Annotated in this window: 9 protein-coding genes; all 9 read right to left on the reverse strand. The window is 53.1% G+C overall.

The annotated features are described in order from the left end of the window. Positions 1-70: 70 nt before the first annotated feature. The 9 genes from NQZ67_RS10910 to gucD all read right to left on the reverse strand — a co-directional run bounded on the left by NQZ67_RS10910 (position 71) and on the right by gucD (position 16441). Positions 71-4378 (reverse strand): LamG-like jellyroll fold domain-containing protein, encoded by a 4308-nt coding sequence (locus tag NQZ67_RS10910; RefSeq protein WP_257445375.1) that lies wholly within the window; start codon positions 4376-4378, stop codon positions 71-73. A gap of 257 nt (positions 4379-4635) precedes the next feature. Beyond that, positions 4636-5916, reverse strand: a complete 1281-nt coding sequence (locus tag NQZ67_RS10915; protein WP_257445376.1) for an ABC transporter substrate-binding protein — start codon at positions 5914-5916, stop codon at positions 4636-4638. Positions 5917-6007: 91 nt separating this feature from the next. Then, positions 6008-6838 (reverse strand): carbohydrate ABC transporter permease, encoded by an 831-nt coding sequence (locus NQZ67_RS10920; RefSeq protein WP_257445377.1) that lies wholly within the window; start codon positions 6836-6838, stop codon positions 6008-6010. A 15-nt stretch (positions 6839-6853) separates the two neighbouring features. Continuing rightward, entirely contained in the window at positions 6854-7753 is a 900-nt protein-coding gene (locus NQZ67_RS10925; protein WP_257445380.1) for a carbohydrate ABC transporter permease, read from the reverse strand. Between the two features lie 71 nt (positions 7754-7824). After that, the gene (locus NQZ67_RS10930; protein WP_257445382.1) at positions 7825-9144 is read right to left on the reverse strand and encodes an ABC transporter substrate-binding protein; all 1320 of its coding nucleotides are present in this window, start codon (positions 9142-9144) and stop codon (positions 7825-7827) included. 202 nt (positions 9145-9346) lie between these two features. After that, complete coding sequence (locus NQZ67_RS10935) at positions 9347-10939, reverse strand: response regulator (protein ID WP_257445384.1); 1593 nt, start codon at positions 10937-10939, stop codon at positions 9347-9349. 2 nt (positions 10940-10941) lie between these two features. Then, positions 10942-12741 carry a sensor histidine kinase gene (locus NQZ67_RS10940; protein ID WP_257445386.1) on the reverse strand — a complete coding sequence of 600 codons (1800 nt, stop codon included), beginning with the start codon at positions 12739-12741 and terminating at the stop codon, positions 10942-10944. 205 nt (positions 12742-12946) lie between these two features. Further along, positions 12947-14953 (reverse strand): YjhG/YagF family D-xylonate dehydratase, encoded by a 2007-nt coding sequence (locus NQZ67_RS10945; RefSeq protein ID WP_257445388.1) that lies wholly within the window; start codon positions 14951-14953, stop codon positions 12947-12949. A 30-nt stretch (positions 14954-14983) separates the two neighbouring features. Beyond that, the gene (gene gucD, locus NQZ67_RS10950) at positions 14984-16441 is read right to left on the reverse strand and encodes an alpha-ketoglutaric semialdehyde dehydrogenase GucD (RefSeq protein WP_257445390.1); all 1458 of its coding nucleotides are present in this window, start codon (positions 16439-16441) and stop codon (positions 14984-14986) included. Positions 16442-16444 lie beyond the last annotated feature (3 nt).

Raw genomic sequence — 16444 nt, forward strand, 5'->3', positions numbered from 1 at the left:
GAGGGGAGCCTAGCGGTTCAAGGGCATCAACCGGAAAACTCGTCGATACCCTTGAACACCTTCCACGCGATTATTGAGCTAGGATCATTCTTGCCAAGGCCACGAGATCTGCAATATCAATGATTTTGTCATGGTTGAAATCATAGCCCTTCACTTGATTCCAATCCGGACTATCCGCTTCGGACTTGCCATACGCTTTGGCGAGCAGCGACAAGTCGCCTATGCTAACCCGATTATCGTTATTGACATCCCCCGGTATGGTTGGCTTCTGTATTTGAACCGTATGGGCGGATGCGGCGGCGGACGTCTCAACGCCTTCCTCATCAGCGAGCTCGGCGCTGACAACCCGAATGTGAGCTTCTCCTGTGATATCCTTCGCTTGGAAGCTGAGCTTCAGGAGGTCTTTGTTCGGATCCGTCTGATAATCGCCTAGATGGATGCCAATGATGCGAACCCACCCGGTGCCTTGATTATATTCGAGGACGAAATTCTCCTCATTCATCGATACCGGCGGACCTGTAAGCTGCAGTTTGTCCGCATCGTATTCAATTCTGATATCCTGTGCAATTACCGACTGCTCCGTACCGCTCAGGCTATAAATCAAATCAAACGTTTGTCCGACTTGCACCGTATCCAAGCCTGTCAGTACGGTAGAGTTGGATACAACGATGGACGGCTCATGAGCATAGAGGTCGAAACGGTCAAAGGCGGGCGTATATTGATTCGGCACTGCCGTATAAGGATTAAACCCTTGAGTGCCCGCCCCATTATTGCCTCCGTATGGATTAGACCCGCCATTATACGTATTGTTATTCGAGAATTTGATCGTATTGGCGCCTTTCTTCAATTCCACGTCTATCGTTTGAGTAGCAAATTGCTGCCAGGATATTGTGTTTTTGAAGAATACGGTCTCCGCCTCGCCGCCATTGACGCTAATTTGCGCGTATCTCTCCACCACATCGTTGTTATAGGCATGCGTTCCCGCGCTTTCCCCATTGGCATATTGGACAACCAGCTTGTAAATTCCGTCCTCGGGTACTACGATATCGTCAATCTCGAGATATCTTTCCGTACCGTCGTAAGAGGTAATTCCGTTGACATACTTCCCGTTTGATGCATATTTCGCGAACGCGTCGTCACGAATCAACGGAAGCTCGGCTCCTGCCGGAGTACCCGCGACAACGGCGTCCTCGGCTTCAATAGAGAAGATGGCGTCATTGTTCACGAAGGCGGCTTGAATACGATCTAGATGAAGCGTTGTATTCGATTGGATATCAACTAAGTTGATGCCTGTGCGCAGGAACATGCGCAGCGTTGCTTCCGCCCACTGCCCATTCGTATTCGATACGGATAATCCCGCGGCAGGCTTACGGTCGTGATCAATCTGAATGACGCCATCGCCGCCTGACGCGTAACGAATCGTCACGTCATACATGCCGTCGTCAAGCACGCTGACAACGAAGCGAGTATTAGCGTCGGCATTCGTGCCGTAGCCCGTCACATATCCCGCACCCTCGAAGCCTGCCATGCTATTCCCCCGAGACAAGCCTTTCGCCGTATCATAATCGGCAAACTCCGCTTGCACCTGATAAGTCGGAAGCCCGCCTATCTCACCGCTGTACGTTAACTCGATCGCATCCAGCGTAGCCTGCCCTTGCCCTTCTTCTCCCGTATCCGGATTAAACTTGCTAATGCTAATCGAATGAGTTCCTGCTTCCAAATCAATAAACAGGGTGTGGCCGCCGATCAGCTCCATGCTGTAGTCCGCTCTAAGAACAACCTTCCGGGAAGGCTGATCATCGATCTTGATGAACCACTCCGAATTAATGCGCTGGTTGGCATTCCCGGTATTGGCCTGATTGCGCATGTTAGCTGTGGCACCGTTGCCGCCGATCAAGTCCAAGCGATATCGTCCATCAGTCGGTACCGCTATACTGGTCCACTTTACTAAACTGCTAGGCTGCGAAATGCCCGCGACGTATTGGCCATTAGAGGCCGAGCGGCCGGAATTGCTTGAACGCGGGTACACGCTAGTCGTCGTAACGCTTGTTTTCACCTCTGCGTTCTCCGCCTCGTAGCGCTCAAACCACACTTCATTCGAATCGTTGCTCACAGCCGGCGTAATGACCGCGTAATAGGCGGATGTATAGTCGTCCAGCTCTACATCCAGCGTCACCGTGCCGTTCTTGACCGGATAATTGCGGTCAATCACTTGCGTAGGCTCTACCAGGAAGCCAGTCAATCCCGTGTAGCCCGCATGCCATACGGTTACATGCACTTGCTCCGCCCCTGCAAGGAATGACGGACTGTTCGCATGGCCCGTTACGTTCTGGAAGACAACGGACCCGTTGCCCTGCGTGCCGCCGAACGCAATGCTTACCTGCTTCTTCTCATCCTGAATGGAGGATAAGCCATACAAACCAGGTCCATATGCATCCGTTTCGCTGCGCGGTGTAACAACGCTCACTTTCGCCATGTCGCCGCCCATCATGTCTGCATACCACTTGTACAGCCACCATGCGCCATTCGGCTCGTTCTGGCCGGCAAGCAGCGAGCCGTAGGAATTGGCCGTGTTCCAGTAAGGCAGCATGCTGTTCATCTTCATTTCGTCATAACGCGCGATATACTGAATCAACGATCCGCCAACCGCAATCTCCGCCGTTGCGGCATATTCGTTAATATCAACCTTGATCGGGAATGGAAGCTCGCGGTCCGGATACAGCTCCCGATACTTGGCCGTGTTAGCCTGCTCTACGGCTCTGTAGGTAGCAATATTGCCCGCCGTAGCGTTAAACGCTTTGTTCCACAGCATATGCCAGCTGATAATATCGGGAAGACAGTCATTAATAACGCAGAATGCAACTAAATCCTCATACACTTTTGCGCCATATTGCGTTAAGTTCGGGCCGGAGATTCGTGCCCCCGGGTCAATTTCCTTTATTTTATTGGTGACCGCAAGCCAATCGTTATTAAACACGGCTCTGGAGCTTTTCCCTGTAGCGTTGTCGGCGAGCAGCTGCGGATAACGCGTATTATTCTGTTCCGGCTCGTTGAAGGGGATATAAATGAATTTCTGATCGGGATCCTGACCAGGGTTCGCGGCGCCCCATTGCGCCTTGAATTCCTTAACGGTCGTTGTGATCGGGATTACGGCTTCGTTAATATATTGTTCTGCCGTTCTGGAAGGATAGTACCAGCGCTGGTAATAGTCCTGCATGACGATGTTGACGACTTCGCCGCCCGCCTCGAAGAAATAATCGGCTACCCGAAGCGCGTCTCCCGTAGGATGCTGGATGCCGTTCGGCGGCTTCTGCGTAATATGCGAAGGCTTGATCGGAATCAGCGTATTGATGTCGGGTACGTTGGGCTCGCTTATCGCGTACAAAGCGCCCGCGGAGCCATGGAACACTTCTCCCAGCGAACGGTCAGCCAGATCCACGTTGATTTTGGCGGGAATCTCCTCATCGACTACCTCCGACTTCGTCGCCTCGTATAAGGCGCTAACCTGCTCCGCAGTCAATTTCGAGTTATATACCCGGATATCATCGAACTTTCCGCGAATATCTCCATCCGATGTATATAAGGATCTGCCAAAATCATTAAATTTCAGCGCATCCAGGAAGTCGCGATTGAATAACTGCGCCATCGTAGTAAGCATCGTCGCCCCGGAGGAGCTATTGCCCGGCTCTATGCTGCTCGTCTCTAGCCATTCGCCATCAAGGTAGACATCGTAGGCGCCTTCTTTGTTCATCGTGACGACAATGTGCTGCCATTTGCCTCTTACCGGGTTCATATTCCATGCAATGTCGCCGCGGTAGTCGGCAACGACTGTCGGATCCGTGCCTGCATATACCCGGTTGTTAAACGTTCCGCCTCCGGCGACGATCACAAACTCCGAGTCTCTCCATCCGTTTATCCCGCTGTTCGTTAACCCTTTTTCTCCAATGGTTGAGGAGAACAGACGCGTGTAGCCGCTTGCTGATTGGTCGATATTCGCCCATACCGCGAACGTCAGCGCCTCCTCGACCTCGTTGTATAGATGATCCGGCAGTTCTAGCCATGCCGTGCCATTCGCGCCGCCAGTCAAGGATAACACTTCTCCCCGTTGCTCATCCTCCACGATCGCCGCCGTTCCTTTCATCACCGCGTAATCGTCGGTGTCTGCGGGGCTTGCGCTATTCTCGACGGACGTTCCGTTCTTCACCTCGTCTTGATGAAAGGACCAATGAAAGAGAGGATTGGTATCCGCTAACTGAACCGTTAGGGGTTCCTGTACAGATGCTTGACTGCCCGAATCGGAAGCGCTTGCAAAACCGCTCGGCAGCATAATCATTAGGGCTAGCACGGCTGAAATCGTACGCTTAGCGTAGGGTCTCAAATTAATTTCACCTCTTCTTATTGTTTGGACTTCCCCTTCCCCAGTCTCTGACTGACTTAAGTCGAAAGAGCCGCCTCAACCTCCCCTGTTTCCTGTCATCTATTTGCCCTAAGCCAAATGTTACGGGAATGGACCGATTTAAGAAATTATGGTTTTTTACTACTCCTGTTCCTTTCTTTACGATTTGCAAGCCTATGACTTTCGAAGATTATCCGTCTTGTACTTTTTTTCATTTGTTCTATCTTTTTTTGACTTCGTTACTTGCTCCGGGCTTCATCGATTACGGCCTGCATCTCCGTCAACGCTTCCTCCAAGCTCTGGCCTGTCAAATATTTGTTGACGCCTTCTTGAATTTTCACCTGCAGCGACTCGGTCGACACCGTATGCGGCCAATAGAGGACGGCGTCCTCCCGCGTGACGAGCTCCGATACCTTGACGGCAACCTGGCTGGAGATCCGGGCAGAGACAACCGAAGGAACAGCCATTGCGCCGTCCGCCAACCTCTCCTGATTCGCTTTGCTGTTCATGAAGGCGACGAATGTTTTGGCTTCTTCGGGATGCTTCGTCTTGGCGTTGATAACCCGATAGGTTCCAATATTGACATTAGGCACGGAACGTTCCTCTCCCGGCACCATCATGAAATCGATCTCGAAGTTCGGATTGCGCTCCATAATGCTGGGCAAGCTCCAGGTGCCGGTCATGATCATCGCGGCCTTTCCTTGGCCGATCAAGTCCTTGGACTGCTCGTGCATGAGCTGAGTCCAGTTCGGCGGCACGAATCCCCTATCGATGATCTCCTTATGCTTGCGGATCGCGTCTACGAACTTCTCGTCCGACAATGGGATGTCACCACGCTCCAGCTTCCGCGTCCATTCCTCGTCCGCGCCGTTATTCGACATGATCGAGCCCCAAAAAAATTGCGCAGTCGACCATTCCGCATCCATGGCGACCGGTATAATGCCCTTCCCCTTCAGCGTCTCGCACAACGCAATAAATTCATCCCACGTTCCCGGTACGGTCAGGCCGAATGAATCGAACATCGTCTTGTTATACAATAACCCGTCGCTATGCATCACTTCGGGCGCGCCATATACCTTGCCGTCAATCGTGACCGGCTTCAGCGTGTTCGGGAGAAATTGTTCCAGAAACGGAGAGCCTGTCAGATCCAAATAAACATTCGGATTCAGCTTGCGGAACTCCTCGAACAGGCTGGGCGACCAGGTATCGAACACATCAAGCTCCTCGCCGCCGAGAAGCTTGATTTTGATACCGGCTGTGTAATTCGCGTTCTGAATAAAATCCGATTCGATCCGGATGTTCGGATGTAAATGTTCAAATTCGCGAATCGCGTCATAATAAACTTTGCTCGCCTGGGCCGAATCCAGAAGGTAGCTGGAATAACGAATCGTGACGATTTCGTTCTCCTCCGTCTTGCCCTCCTCCTGACGGTATTCGTCACTCAAGCCTGACCCGCTGCATGAGACGAACACAAGTGCCGAAATCAATACAAACCCTACTTTTAGCCTTTGCCGGATCAAGGCTCCCCCCCTCCCCTCATCGTTCCGTCAACTTCATTAGATCATATGGGATACCCTCATTCAACCGGAGGTATGATAGGATGCCGCCGCTCTACAGCTTGCCGCCCGATGTCGCGATGCCTTCTATAAACTGCTTCTGAAACACCACGTAAAGGAGCAGCATCGGCCAAATGGCGATCACGGAGGCGGCCATCAGCTCCGGATAATCGACGGAATACGCGCTTTGAATCTTCGCCAAAGCCGAGGAGAGCGTTGCCTCCGAGGAGCTCGTATTCACGATCATCGGCCACATCAAGTCCTTAAACGCGAACAAAGCGGTAAAAATCGCAAGAGCAACCATGCCGGAACGAGCAAGCGGCAGCATGACTCTTACGAATGTCTGGCCGATATTGCAGCCGTCCAATTTGGCCGCCTCCTCCAGCTCCTTTGGAAGCCCCATAAAAAACTGCCTGAGCAGGAACGTTCCGAATGCGCTGACCAGCCCCGGGAACACCAGCGCGAATATCGTATTGCGCATCCCGATCGCATCGACCATCAAATATTGCGGAATGATGAAAATTTGCGTTGGAACCATCATTTGAAATAGAACGAGTCCGAAAAAAAAGTTACGTCCCGGAAAGTTTAGTCTCGCGAAAGCGTAAGCCGCCATGGCGCTGAACAGAATCGAGCATAGAACCCGTATCGCCATCATGGCGAATGTGTTCCAATACAATCGAAGAAAATCGTTCTGACGGAGCACCTCCAAGTAATTCTCGATTTTCCATTCAGAAGGAAAAACGACGAATGGATTCAATGAAGTCGATTCGGTGACGGTCTTAAACGAAGTCAGCACCATCCAGAGAAACGGCAGAAACATAGCCGCCGCGCACGCAATGAGCAGGACGTGAATCGTAATGCGGGGCCATAAACGGTTAACTGGCATATGCGCAAATACCTCCTACATGTAGTTGACCCATTTTTTCTGGGTTTTGGTCTGGATGACCGTCATGATCATGATAATGGCGAGCAGCAGCGTCACGATTGCGGAGCCGTAGCCCTTATCGGAATATTTGAAGGAGTTATTGTAGAACAAATACACGAGAGACACCGTTTTGTCATACGCCGGATTCGTGACTTCTACCATCATGTAGATGACGTCAAACACCTGCATCGCCTGAATAATGGACGTAACCAGGACAAAAAACAGGGTCGGCGACACCAGCGGCAGCGTGATGACGAAAAACTGCCTCGCCTTGCCGGCACCATCGATATCGGAAGCTTCATAATAGTCCTTCGGAATTTCTTGCAGACCCGCCAGAAATAAGACCATGTTGTAACCGATAACGCTCCAGATGCCGATGACGGCAATTGAAACAAGAGCGATATCCGGATTGCTAGTCCACTCTACCTTGGGCAGTCCCAGCTTGGTCAGCAGCACGTTGATGAGTCCGAACTTGGAGTTGTACAGCCATTTCCAAACCATTGTAACAGCGGCGGGAGCAGCGACCATCGGAATGAAATAGATCGTCCGGTAGATGGACTTCCCCTTTCGTTTGCCGTTCAACATCACCGCCAGAACCAGCGCGATGGCGATACTGGACGGAACGACCATAAGCGCGTGCAGAAACGTATTGATAACGGCATGCCAGACCTGCGGATCATCCGCCATTCTCCTGTAATTATCAAGCCCGACGAAGACGTTGCCTTTGCCGAAATCCCCGCTCTTGAAGAAGCTTAAATAGACGCTCTGGAGGATGGGGATGATATTGAGCACGATAAGGCCTAGAATGGTCGGCGCGATCAGGAACCAGCCCCAGTACCACTCATTTCGCATTTGTTTGGATATTCTTCGTTGCATCGCAGCTGCTCCCTCCTGTTCCTACGGAATAGCGGCAACCGGTTAGGGTTGCCGCTATCTGCCTATTCTCGTTATTTTTCCTGTGCGAGGCTTTCGTTCATAATCTCGGCTGCCTGCTTCGCGGCTTCCTCGACCGGCTTCTCGCCCGAGAACGCCGGCAGCAACGCCTCGTATGCTTTGTCCTCCCACACGGCAGTCGTATTGGAGTAGGGGCGAATGACAGCGTAATCGACCATATCCACGAATGCCTGGATGTTAAAGGTCGGATTCGAGGACACCCATAGCTCTGCCGCTCCTTCGTAAGCGGATATAGCCACCCCAAGCTCTGCCTGCCTCTCTTGAGCTTCCTTGGAGCCAAGGTATTCCACGAATTTCCAAGCCTCCTCCGGGTGCTTCGAATTATGCGCGATCGCGTGGCCCAGGCCGTTGAAGATGGAGGCCTGCTTTTCTCCTTTTGGCAGCACCGCCACATCGAAGTTTTGGGCCATAAAATCATTCTCCGTGAAGCCGGTCAGATTCCAGGAGCCGAAGAAGCCCATCGCGGCCAGGCCGTTCTGCATCGCTTCGGCGCGTTCCGCGTCGCCATAAATTTTTGGAGACAAGCCCTCTTGAATAAACTTCACGTAATATTCCAGAGCTTCAATGGTTTTCGGGTCGTCGTAGCCTGATTTTTTGTCATCCGTAATAACCGTGCCGCCGTTTTGGTAGATGAAATTATAATAGCCTTCCTGATTATGAAGCGGAGTCAGAATGCCGTATTTGCCGTCCTTCGTTAGCGTCTTCGCCGCGTTGTACAGATCGTCCCATGTCCAAGTCTCGTCCGGATAGCTTAGCTTCGCTTCGTCGAACACGGTTTTGTTGTACCAAAGACCAATGGTGTCGAAGTCCTTCGGCACCGCAAGTTGTTTGCCGTTGAAATTGTAAATTTGCACGAGACCCTGCGGGAATTTCCCTAGGTCCACCTTCTCGCTTGCATCGATCTTGGCTGTTAAATCCAGGAGCATGTCGTTGGATGCGTAACGATAGATTTCGTTGGAATGCATCCAGAATACGTCAGGCAAGGATCCGCCTGTAGCGCCCGCCTCCAGCATCGTCCAATACTCGCCCCATCCTGTCACTTCAATGTTGATTTTAATATTCGGATTCTGGGCTTCAAACTCATCCGCGATTTGACGAAGTCCCTTCTCTTGATTGGAATCCCAAATCGCGTACGTTAGAGCAACTTCTTCAGTCGGCGCCTCGGAAGGCTGCTCGCTAGCCTGGTTCTCTCCGCCATTCGCCGGCTTGTTCGTTGCCTGGCCCGGATCATTGCCCGAATTGCTCGAGCATGCGGATAGCGCCATCAAAGTCAGAAATAGCGTCAGCAGTAACGGCAAGGCCTTTTTCATCATCGGTTATCCCCCATTTTCATGAAATCATTTGCTTCTTACAACTCTCATCATAGAGAAATAATCGGGCTTTCAAAATCAATATCCTTTACTACACGATCATCTTTTTTTACCGAAATCCGCGTACACAAAAAGCGCATAGCCGGCTATGCGCTTTTTTTTACTTTCATCTTCACTATTTTTACCAGTACTCCGAAATCCGAAGTTACCCGCGGAACTCCTCAGGCGTCACTCCCGTCGCTTTTTTGAACAGCTTGCTGAAATAGGCCGTATTCGGATACCCGGTTAAGCTCGCAACCTCGTAAACCTTATAGGCTTTGCTCTTCAGAAGCTGCTTGGCCTTCTCGATGCGTACGCGCGTAAGGTAGCCGATAAAGTTCTCGCCGGTTTCCTCCTTAAACACGCGGCTCAGGTAGGACGGGTTCACATTGATCTGACCCGCGACCGTCTGCAGAGAAATATCGTCCGCATACCGATCTAGAATAATCGCTTTCGCCTGATCGGCATAGCTTTGAGGGACATTGACCAATTCTCTGTTATGGGACAAACTCTGTCGCAAGAAACGAATGGCAAGGTTATGGAGCCCTTCAAGCTTCTCTTCGTACAGCATGTGCTCGTACGGCGTCTGCCCCTCCGCTAACAGCTCCGGCACACTGGGGAAGCAAGATGATATAAGCGCAAGTATCCGCAAATAAGCTTTACGGCAGCCTTGCTCCGTCACGCCTTCATTGTACAAACGCTGCCTCAGCTGGTCTAGATCGGCTTCGGCATTGCCGGCATCGATTTCCCGCCTAAGCTCTGCCGACTCTTCCCGCGTGATAAGGAAGCTGTCGCGGCTTCGTTTCATTCTTCCGGCAGAGCTGTCGAAATAGAGGACGTTGCTAGCCGGCTCGAAGAATAGATTGGCTAGCGCGGCATCTGCTTCCCGATAGGCTTTGCGAAGTCCGCCAAAGCCTGAGGAAACGCCGCTGACGCCAAGCGAGATCGAAATATTCAGAAACTCTTGCATGGCCGTCACGATTTTGCCGAGCAGCGGTCCAAGCAACTCGTGTGCCGGGCTATCGGCTGCGTTATCCGGCATATTCATAATGAGCAGATAGTCGGAGGAATTTTCTACAATGATTTCTTTGTTCCAGCGACGAGGAATGATTTCCTCCATGATGTTAACAATCGAATAACGCAGCAGCTTCTCGTCCTGCTCTACGTACTTCCGCCGCAGCTCATGGAAATGGTTGACGCGCAGTTTGGCAATGAGCACGTCCTCGGGAGTTAGAGAGATATGTAGCGATTCTTTGGATTTCATAATGTCGCTGTCATCACGGAAACCGCTGAACAACTCCTTGAACAAGGTTTCCTTCAGGTAGCCGATCCCTTCCTTATATTGCCCCGTAGGCAGAGAGTTCTCCGGCGTTTGTCTAAATTGCGAAGCTTTCTTACGAACGGTATGGAGCACGCTTTGAAGGTGCTCCTGCTTCAAATCGCTTTTAATTAAATAATCGGTCGCGCCTAACCTCACAGCCTCCTGCGCGTATTGGAATTCGTCCAAGCAGCTTAAAATGATGAATTGACAATCCGGATAGCCGCTAGAAGCCTTGCGAATCAATTCCAGCCCGTCCATAACCGGCATTTTTATGTCTGTTATGATAAGATCCGGCGCCTGCCTCTGCGCCAGCTCCATCGCCTCTTTGCCGTTCTGCGCTTCGCCCGTAATGACAAACCCGTGTTCTTCCCAAGGAATCATGGATTTGAGGCCAATCCTCATGAGCAATTCGTCGTCTACGATAATCACATTTAACATGGCTATGAACCTCGCTCATTTCTAGGAATCGTAATGACAAATGTACTTCCTTGCTTTGGCTTGCTGTTGAAAGAAATGCCGAACGGACTCCCGAACACCTTCTTGATCCGGTAATGAACGTTACGTACGCCAATCCCGCCGGTCAGGCTTCCGTTACCCGACAGCTGCTCTTGCAGATTTGCGGCAGCTTCCTCATTCATGCCTTGCCCGTTATCCGATACGGCGATGCATATGGCCTCCTCCCCGCTCTCATAAACGGTTATGGTGATTACCCCCTCGCCGTCCATGTCGGCTACGCCATGAAATATCGCGTTTTCCACGATCGGCTGTACGGTGAGCTTCAGGATGCGGTGCTCCAGCAGCGACTCGTCAATGTCGTACACGACGTCAATCTTGTTGAAATACCGGACTTTCTGAATCGTTATATAGTGGTTGATCTGCTCAAGCTCTTCCCGAATCGGTACAAGCCTGCTTTCGTTGCTTGTGGCATAACGAAGCAGAGAAATAAGCGCCTCCGTCATCTGTACAATCTTATCGGAGCGCTGCATGGAAGCAATCCACTTCACGGAGTTTAGCGTATTGTACAGGAAGTGCGGATTGATCTGCGCTTGAAGCGCTTTGATTTCCGCCTCCGATTTCTCCTGCTGCTCCTGGTAGATTCGCTCTACTAATATCTTGAGCTCGCCCGACATCTGTTCGAAGCGGCTTGCCAGCAAGCCGATCTCGTCATTCGACTTCACCTCGGGAAGATTCTCGAACCTCCCCTTCTCGACTAGCAGCATATTGCTCATGAGCCGTTTAATCGGCTTCGTAATATGATTCGATAAGTAGAAGGAGCCGGTAATCGCGAATAGGAGCAATACCGCGGCAATCACAATCAAATTGCGTTTGAACAAGTATCCTTCGACGGCTAGCTCCCTGACGGGCATATAAAGATAAGCGACCCAGTCATGATCCTCGAATGGCGTGCTGATGAGCAAGTAATCTTTGCCCTCTGATGAAATGACCTGCCGGGCCGTTCCCGGAGACGGTCCGTCTTCGATCGACAGCACCTCCGCGAACATCTTTCCGATCTGTTCATAATTATTGTTGAACAAAACGAGGCCATTGCTGTCAACGATCGTATAAGCTGACCGGCTATCTTCCTGAAGGCGGTCATTCAGCTTATTGATGAAGTCGATGGGAATGCTTATGGTCATGACGCCAATAAGGTCGCCGTTCTCCATATCATATATCTTGCGGACGTTCAGTATGGAGAGGTTATTCGCCCGCTTCGTTTGCTTATCCTTCACTACCGCGATGTCGCGCGTAATATCCTCCGACTCAAGGAAGTCCGCGAACCATTCTTCGTCTCCGGGATGATAGGTGTAGTCAACGGGGGAATCCGTGCTGATATAAAGATTTTTTCCGCCGTTGAAATTATAAACATAGATCGCGTACTCCAAATCTTTCATGCGGATATAGTTCATCAATAGCTGGGTAGCCTGGTTCTCGTTGCGTTTGGAATCTTCCTTCAAGTAATTCTGAATGGGATAATTCTCCTGCGATACCGCCGATAAGTAACTATTAATTCCGTAGCTGGATATGAGAGATATTCGTCTCGTATCCTCCAGGAACTCTTCGACGCGGATGTTCGACTGCTTGGAGATGTCCATTAGCAGATCCGTATATTTCCTCTCCAACAGCTTCTGCGAGGACAAATAGGAATTGATGAACATGGTAACGATCGGAATCAATATCATGAGCAGAAATAACAGCACCATCTTCGACTTGATGCTGATAAACCGGAAATACCCGAACAACCAATCACCGCCCAGATGACTAAATTAAACCAAGTATAGCAAATGGAAGAAACGATGCCTACGGCAGTCATTAAGGCTTGCTTTTCATTTCTTTACCATTGCCATCACTTCTTTTACAACTTATTGCGGAGGCGCCGCTTTCAGCGCGAAACGGCCGTTCCCTGGTTGAATACCGAGGAACGGCCTTCCTAATAGAAGAGGCGGCTTACGCCCCTTCTTCGCTATTGGCATATTCGGGGACGGGGGCTAAAGCCCGCTTCCCGGCTTCCAGCAGCTCGATGATCCGGTCCACGTCATAGACGCTGCCTCGCCATATTCCGCCGCTGGCGGCTTGAAGCGCGGCCCATAGACGCGTATCGTCCGGCAATTTCGGATCCGGCGCAAGCGAGGGATGGGGCGGCCGGCTCTGCAATCTGCGCGCCCCCTCCTCATAGCCGAAGCGCTCGGCCCCTTCTCCCACGAAATTAATGCTGCCGGTTAGCTCGTTCAAGTCCACCACGATTTCAACCCAATCCCCGTCGCGCAGCTTGGAGATCGGTCCTCCGGCCAAGGCTTCCGGACCGATATGACCGATGCACGCGCCCGTCGAAACGCCGGAGAAGCGGGCATCGGTAAGCAGGGATACCTCTTTGCCATAGGGCAAATGTTTAAGCGCGGAAGTAAGCTGATACGTCTCTTCCATGCCCGTACCGCTCGGTCCTCTGCCGATCAAAACCATGATGTCTCCTGCCGAGATGCTCCCGGTTTTGATCGCTTTGATCGCGTCCCGCTCCGTCGTGAACACTTTGGCTTGCCCCAAATGTTCGTATATGCCTCTCTCGTTGACGACGGAAGGGTCGATGGCAGCCGATTTGATGACCGAGCCCTCCGGCGCGAGATTGCCGACCGGGAAGGTTACTGTAGAAGCCATTCCGGCAGCGCGTGCTTGCGCCGGCGAGTAGATGACCGTATCGGGATCAATGCCGTCGACGGTGCGCAGCAGCTCTCGCACACGCCGTCTCCGCTCGGAGGATTCCCACCAGTCCAGCACCTCGCCCCATGTCTTGCCGGATATGGTCAGCGCCGATTCATCGAGCAGCCCGTGTCCCCTCAGCCGGAGCATCACCTCCGGCACGCCGCCAGCAAGGAAAGCTCGAACCGTCGTATGCGGCACGGGGCCGTTCGGCAATACGCTGACGATGCGAGGCACGCTGCGGTTAATGCTCGCCCAGTCGGCTACGTCGGGCACGCGAAGCCCCGCTGCCTGCGCAATCGCGGGAATATGCAGGAGCAGATTCGTGGATCCGCCGAACGCGGCATGCACGACCATCGCGTTGCGGATCGCGGAATCCGTTAGAATGTGACGAGAGGTGATGCCTTCCTCCGCAGCGGACATGGCCGCTCTCGCCGATTGTCGGGCCAGCTCGGTCCATATCGGCTGCCCGGACGGGGCTAGCGCGGCATGAGGCACCGTCAGGCCCAGCGCTTCCGCAATGACTTGGGATGTGCCCGCCGTGCCCAGAAACTGGCAGCCTCCTCCCGGCGTCGCGCATGCCCGGCAGCCCATATCGGCGGCTTCCTCTAGGGAGATGTCTCCGTTCGCGTAGCGCGCGCCGATCGTCTGTACCTTGCCCGCGTCTTCGCCGTGCGTCGGCGGCAGCGTCACGCCTCCGGGCACGATCACTCCGGGCAGCGAAGGCGTTCCCGCCAAGGCAAGCAGCATGGCGGGCAATCCCTTGTCGCAAGTCGCGACGCCAATAACGGCCTTGCGGGTCGGCAAGGAGCGAATCAGCCTCCGAAGCACGATCGCGGCGTCGTTCCGGTAAGGCAGCGAATCGAACATCCCCGTTGTTCCTTGCGATCTGCCGTCGCATGGATCGCTCACATACCCCGCGAACGGAATCCCTCCCACGGCATTGATTTCCTCGGCTGCGGCCTGCATGAGCAGACCAACCTCCCAGTGCCCCGTGTGGTAGCCAAGCGCTACAGCCTCACCATTATCCTTGCGTATACCGCCAAGCGTACTTAATAGCAGGATTTCCTTTCCTCCCAGACGCGAAGGCGGCAAGCCCATCCCCACGTTCTGGGTCCATCCGAACAAATCGCCGCTGGGCGACTCTCTTAGCAGCTCCGGTGTAAGCGGCAATGCCCCCGCCGGTCCCGGCGCATGGGTAGTAATTCGGTACAGCTCCTCGCCGCGGGGCTCCGCGATTCGTTCCCAATCTTTGTTCATGCCTCGCTCCTCCTTATGGATGGCAGCTAATCAAGGTTTCATGAATACGGTTTTAATCGAAGTGAAAAATTCAATCGCCGCTTGTCCTTGCTCCCTGGAATGGGAGCTGGAGTCCTTCATTCCGCCAAACGGCGCCTGAAGCTCAACCCCTGCCGTCTCGGCATTGATGCGTACGAGTCCCGCATCCATCTCCTGAACGAAAGAAAGCGCGCTTGCGATATCCTTCGTGTATAGGGAGGCGCTGAGGCCGAAGGGCACGTCGTTCGCCAGTTGGATCGCCTCGGGCAGATCGGCTGCCTTTATTAGCGCAAGCACCGGACCGAATATCTCTTCCTGCGCGATCGACATGCGCGAATCGACGTCCTCGAAGATCGCCGGCGTGATGTAGAAACCGTCCCGGAGCTCCTCATCCTCAGGAGGCGTTCCTCCAAGCAGCAGCTTCGCTCCTTCTTCCTTGCCGGACTTAATGTAGCCAAGCACCGTCTCGTATTGCTTCTCGCTCGCGCAAGGTCCAAGCCACGTCGTCTCGGACAGGCCGTTCCCGACTCGAATCGATGCCGTCTTCTCGAGCAGCTTGTCGCGGAAAGCCTCGTACACGTCCTGCACGACGATAACGCGGCTCGTCGCCGTGCATTTCTGGCCCGTGGACTTGAAACCGCCGCTGATCGCTGCTTCTGCCGCCAGCTCCAAATCCGCATCCGCAGCCACAATAATGGGATTCTTCCCGCCCATCTCGAGCTGATATTTGGCTCCGCGCGCGAAAGCCGCCTGTCCGACGGACTTCCCTACGGCATTGGAGCCCGTAAACGTAATGCCCTGCACGCCCGGATGCTCGGCAAGTCCTTGCCCGATTTCCTTCCCTCCGCCGATAACCAGATTCAATACGCCTTCCGGCAGGCCGGCTTCATGGAAGCATTCCATCACAAGAGCCGCGGTGACCGCGGCTTCCGAGGCGGGCTTCCACACGACCGTGTTACCGTAAATCAAAGCCGGCGCTATCTTCCAGATCGGTATCGCAATGGGAAAGTTCCAAGGCGTAATGGCCCCTACCACGCCCAAGGGGACCCGCGTCGTGAACATAAACGCATCGGCATCCGAAGCGGGAATGACGTCTCCGATCTTGCGCATGCCTTCGCCGGCATAATAGCGCAGAATGGCTACCCCCCGAGCCGTCTCCCCTTTCGCCTCCGCCAGCGTCTTGCCCATCTCGCGAGTCATGGTGCGGCCGACCTCGTCAAGCCGTCTTTCCAACACATCCGCCGCTTTGTATAGGAATGCCCCCCGCCCAGCGCCAGACAGCTTCCGCCAGGCTGCCCGCGCTTCGTTGGCCGCCGTGACGGCCTTCTCGAGATCCTCCCTGGTCGACAACGGAATGCGGCCGACGATTTCGTTCCGGTTGGCTGGATTTATGCTTACCGTCGTTTCTCCTCGTTGCGGCGGCAGCCACGCTCCGCCAATATAATTCGCATAGTCTCTTACAGATTCCATATA

This window comes from Paenibacillus soyae (assembly GCF_024623455.1).
Lineage (GTDB): Bacteria > Bacillota > Bacilli > Paenibacillales > Paenibacillaceae > Pristimantibacillus > Pristimantibacillus soyae.

Coding starts and splice junctions, on each gene's coding strand:
- NQZ67_RS10920 (WP_257445377.1), bottom strand. CDS start 6,838: ATGCCAGTTAACCGTTTATGGCCCCGCATTACGATTCACGTCCTGCTC.
- NQZ67_RS10925 (WP_257445380.1), bottom strand. CDS start 7,753: ATGCAACGAAGAATATCCAAACAAATGCGAAATGAGTGGTACTGGGGC.
- NQZ67_RS10930 (WP_257445382.1), bottom strand. CDS start 9,144: ATGATGAAAAAGGCCTTGCCGTTACTGCTGACGCTATTTCTGACTTTG.
- NQZ67_RS10935 (WP_257445384.1), bottom strand. CDS start 10,939: ATGTTAAATGTGATTATCGTAGACGACGAATTGCTCATGAGGATTGGC.
- NQZ67_RS10945 (WP_257445388.1), bottom strand. CDS start 14,953: ATGAACAAAGATTGGGAACGAATCGCGGAGCCCCGCGGCGAGGAGCTG.
- gucD (WP_257445390.1), bottom strand. CDS start 16,441: ATGGAATCTGTAAGAGACTATGCGAATTATATTGGCGGAGCGTGGCTG.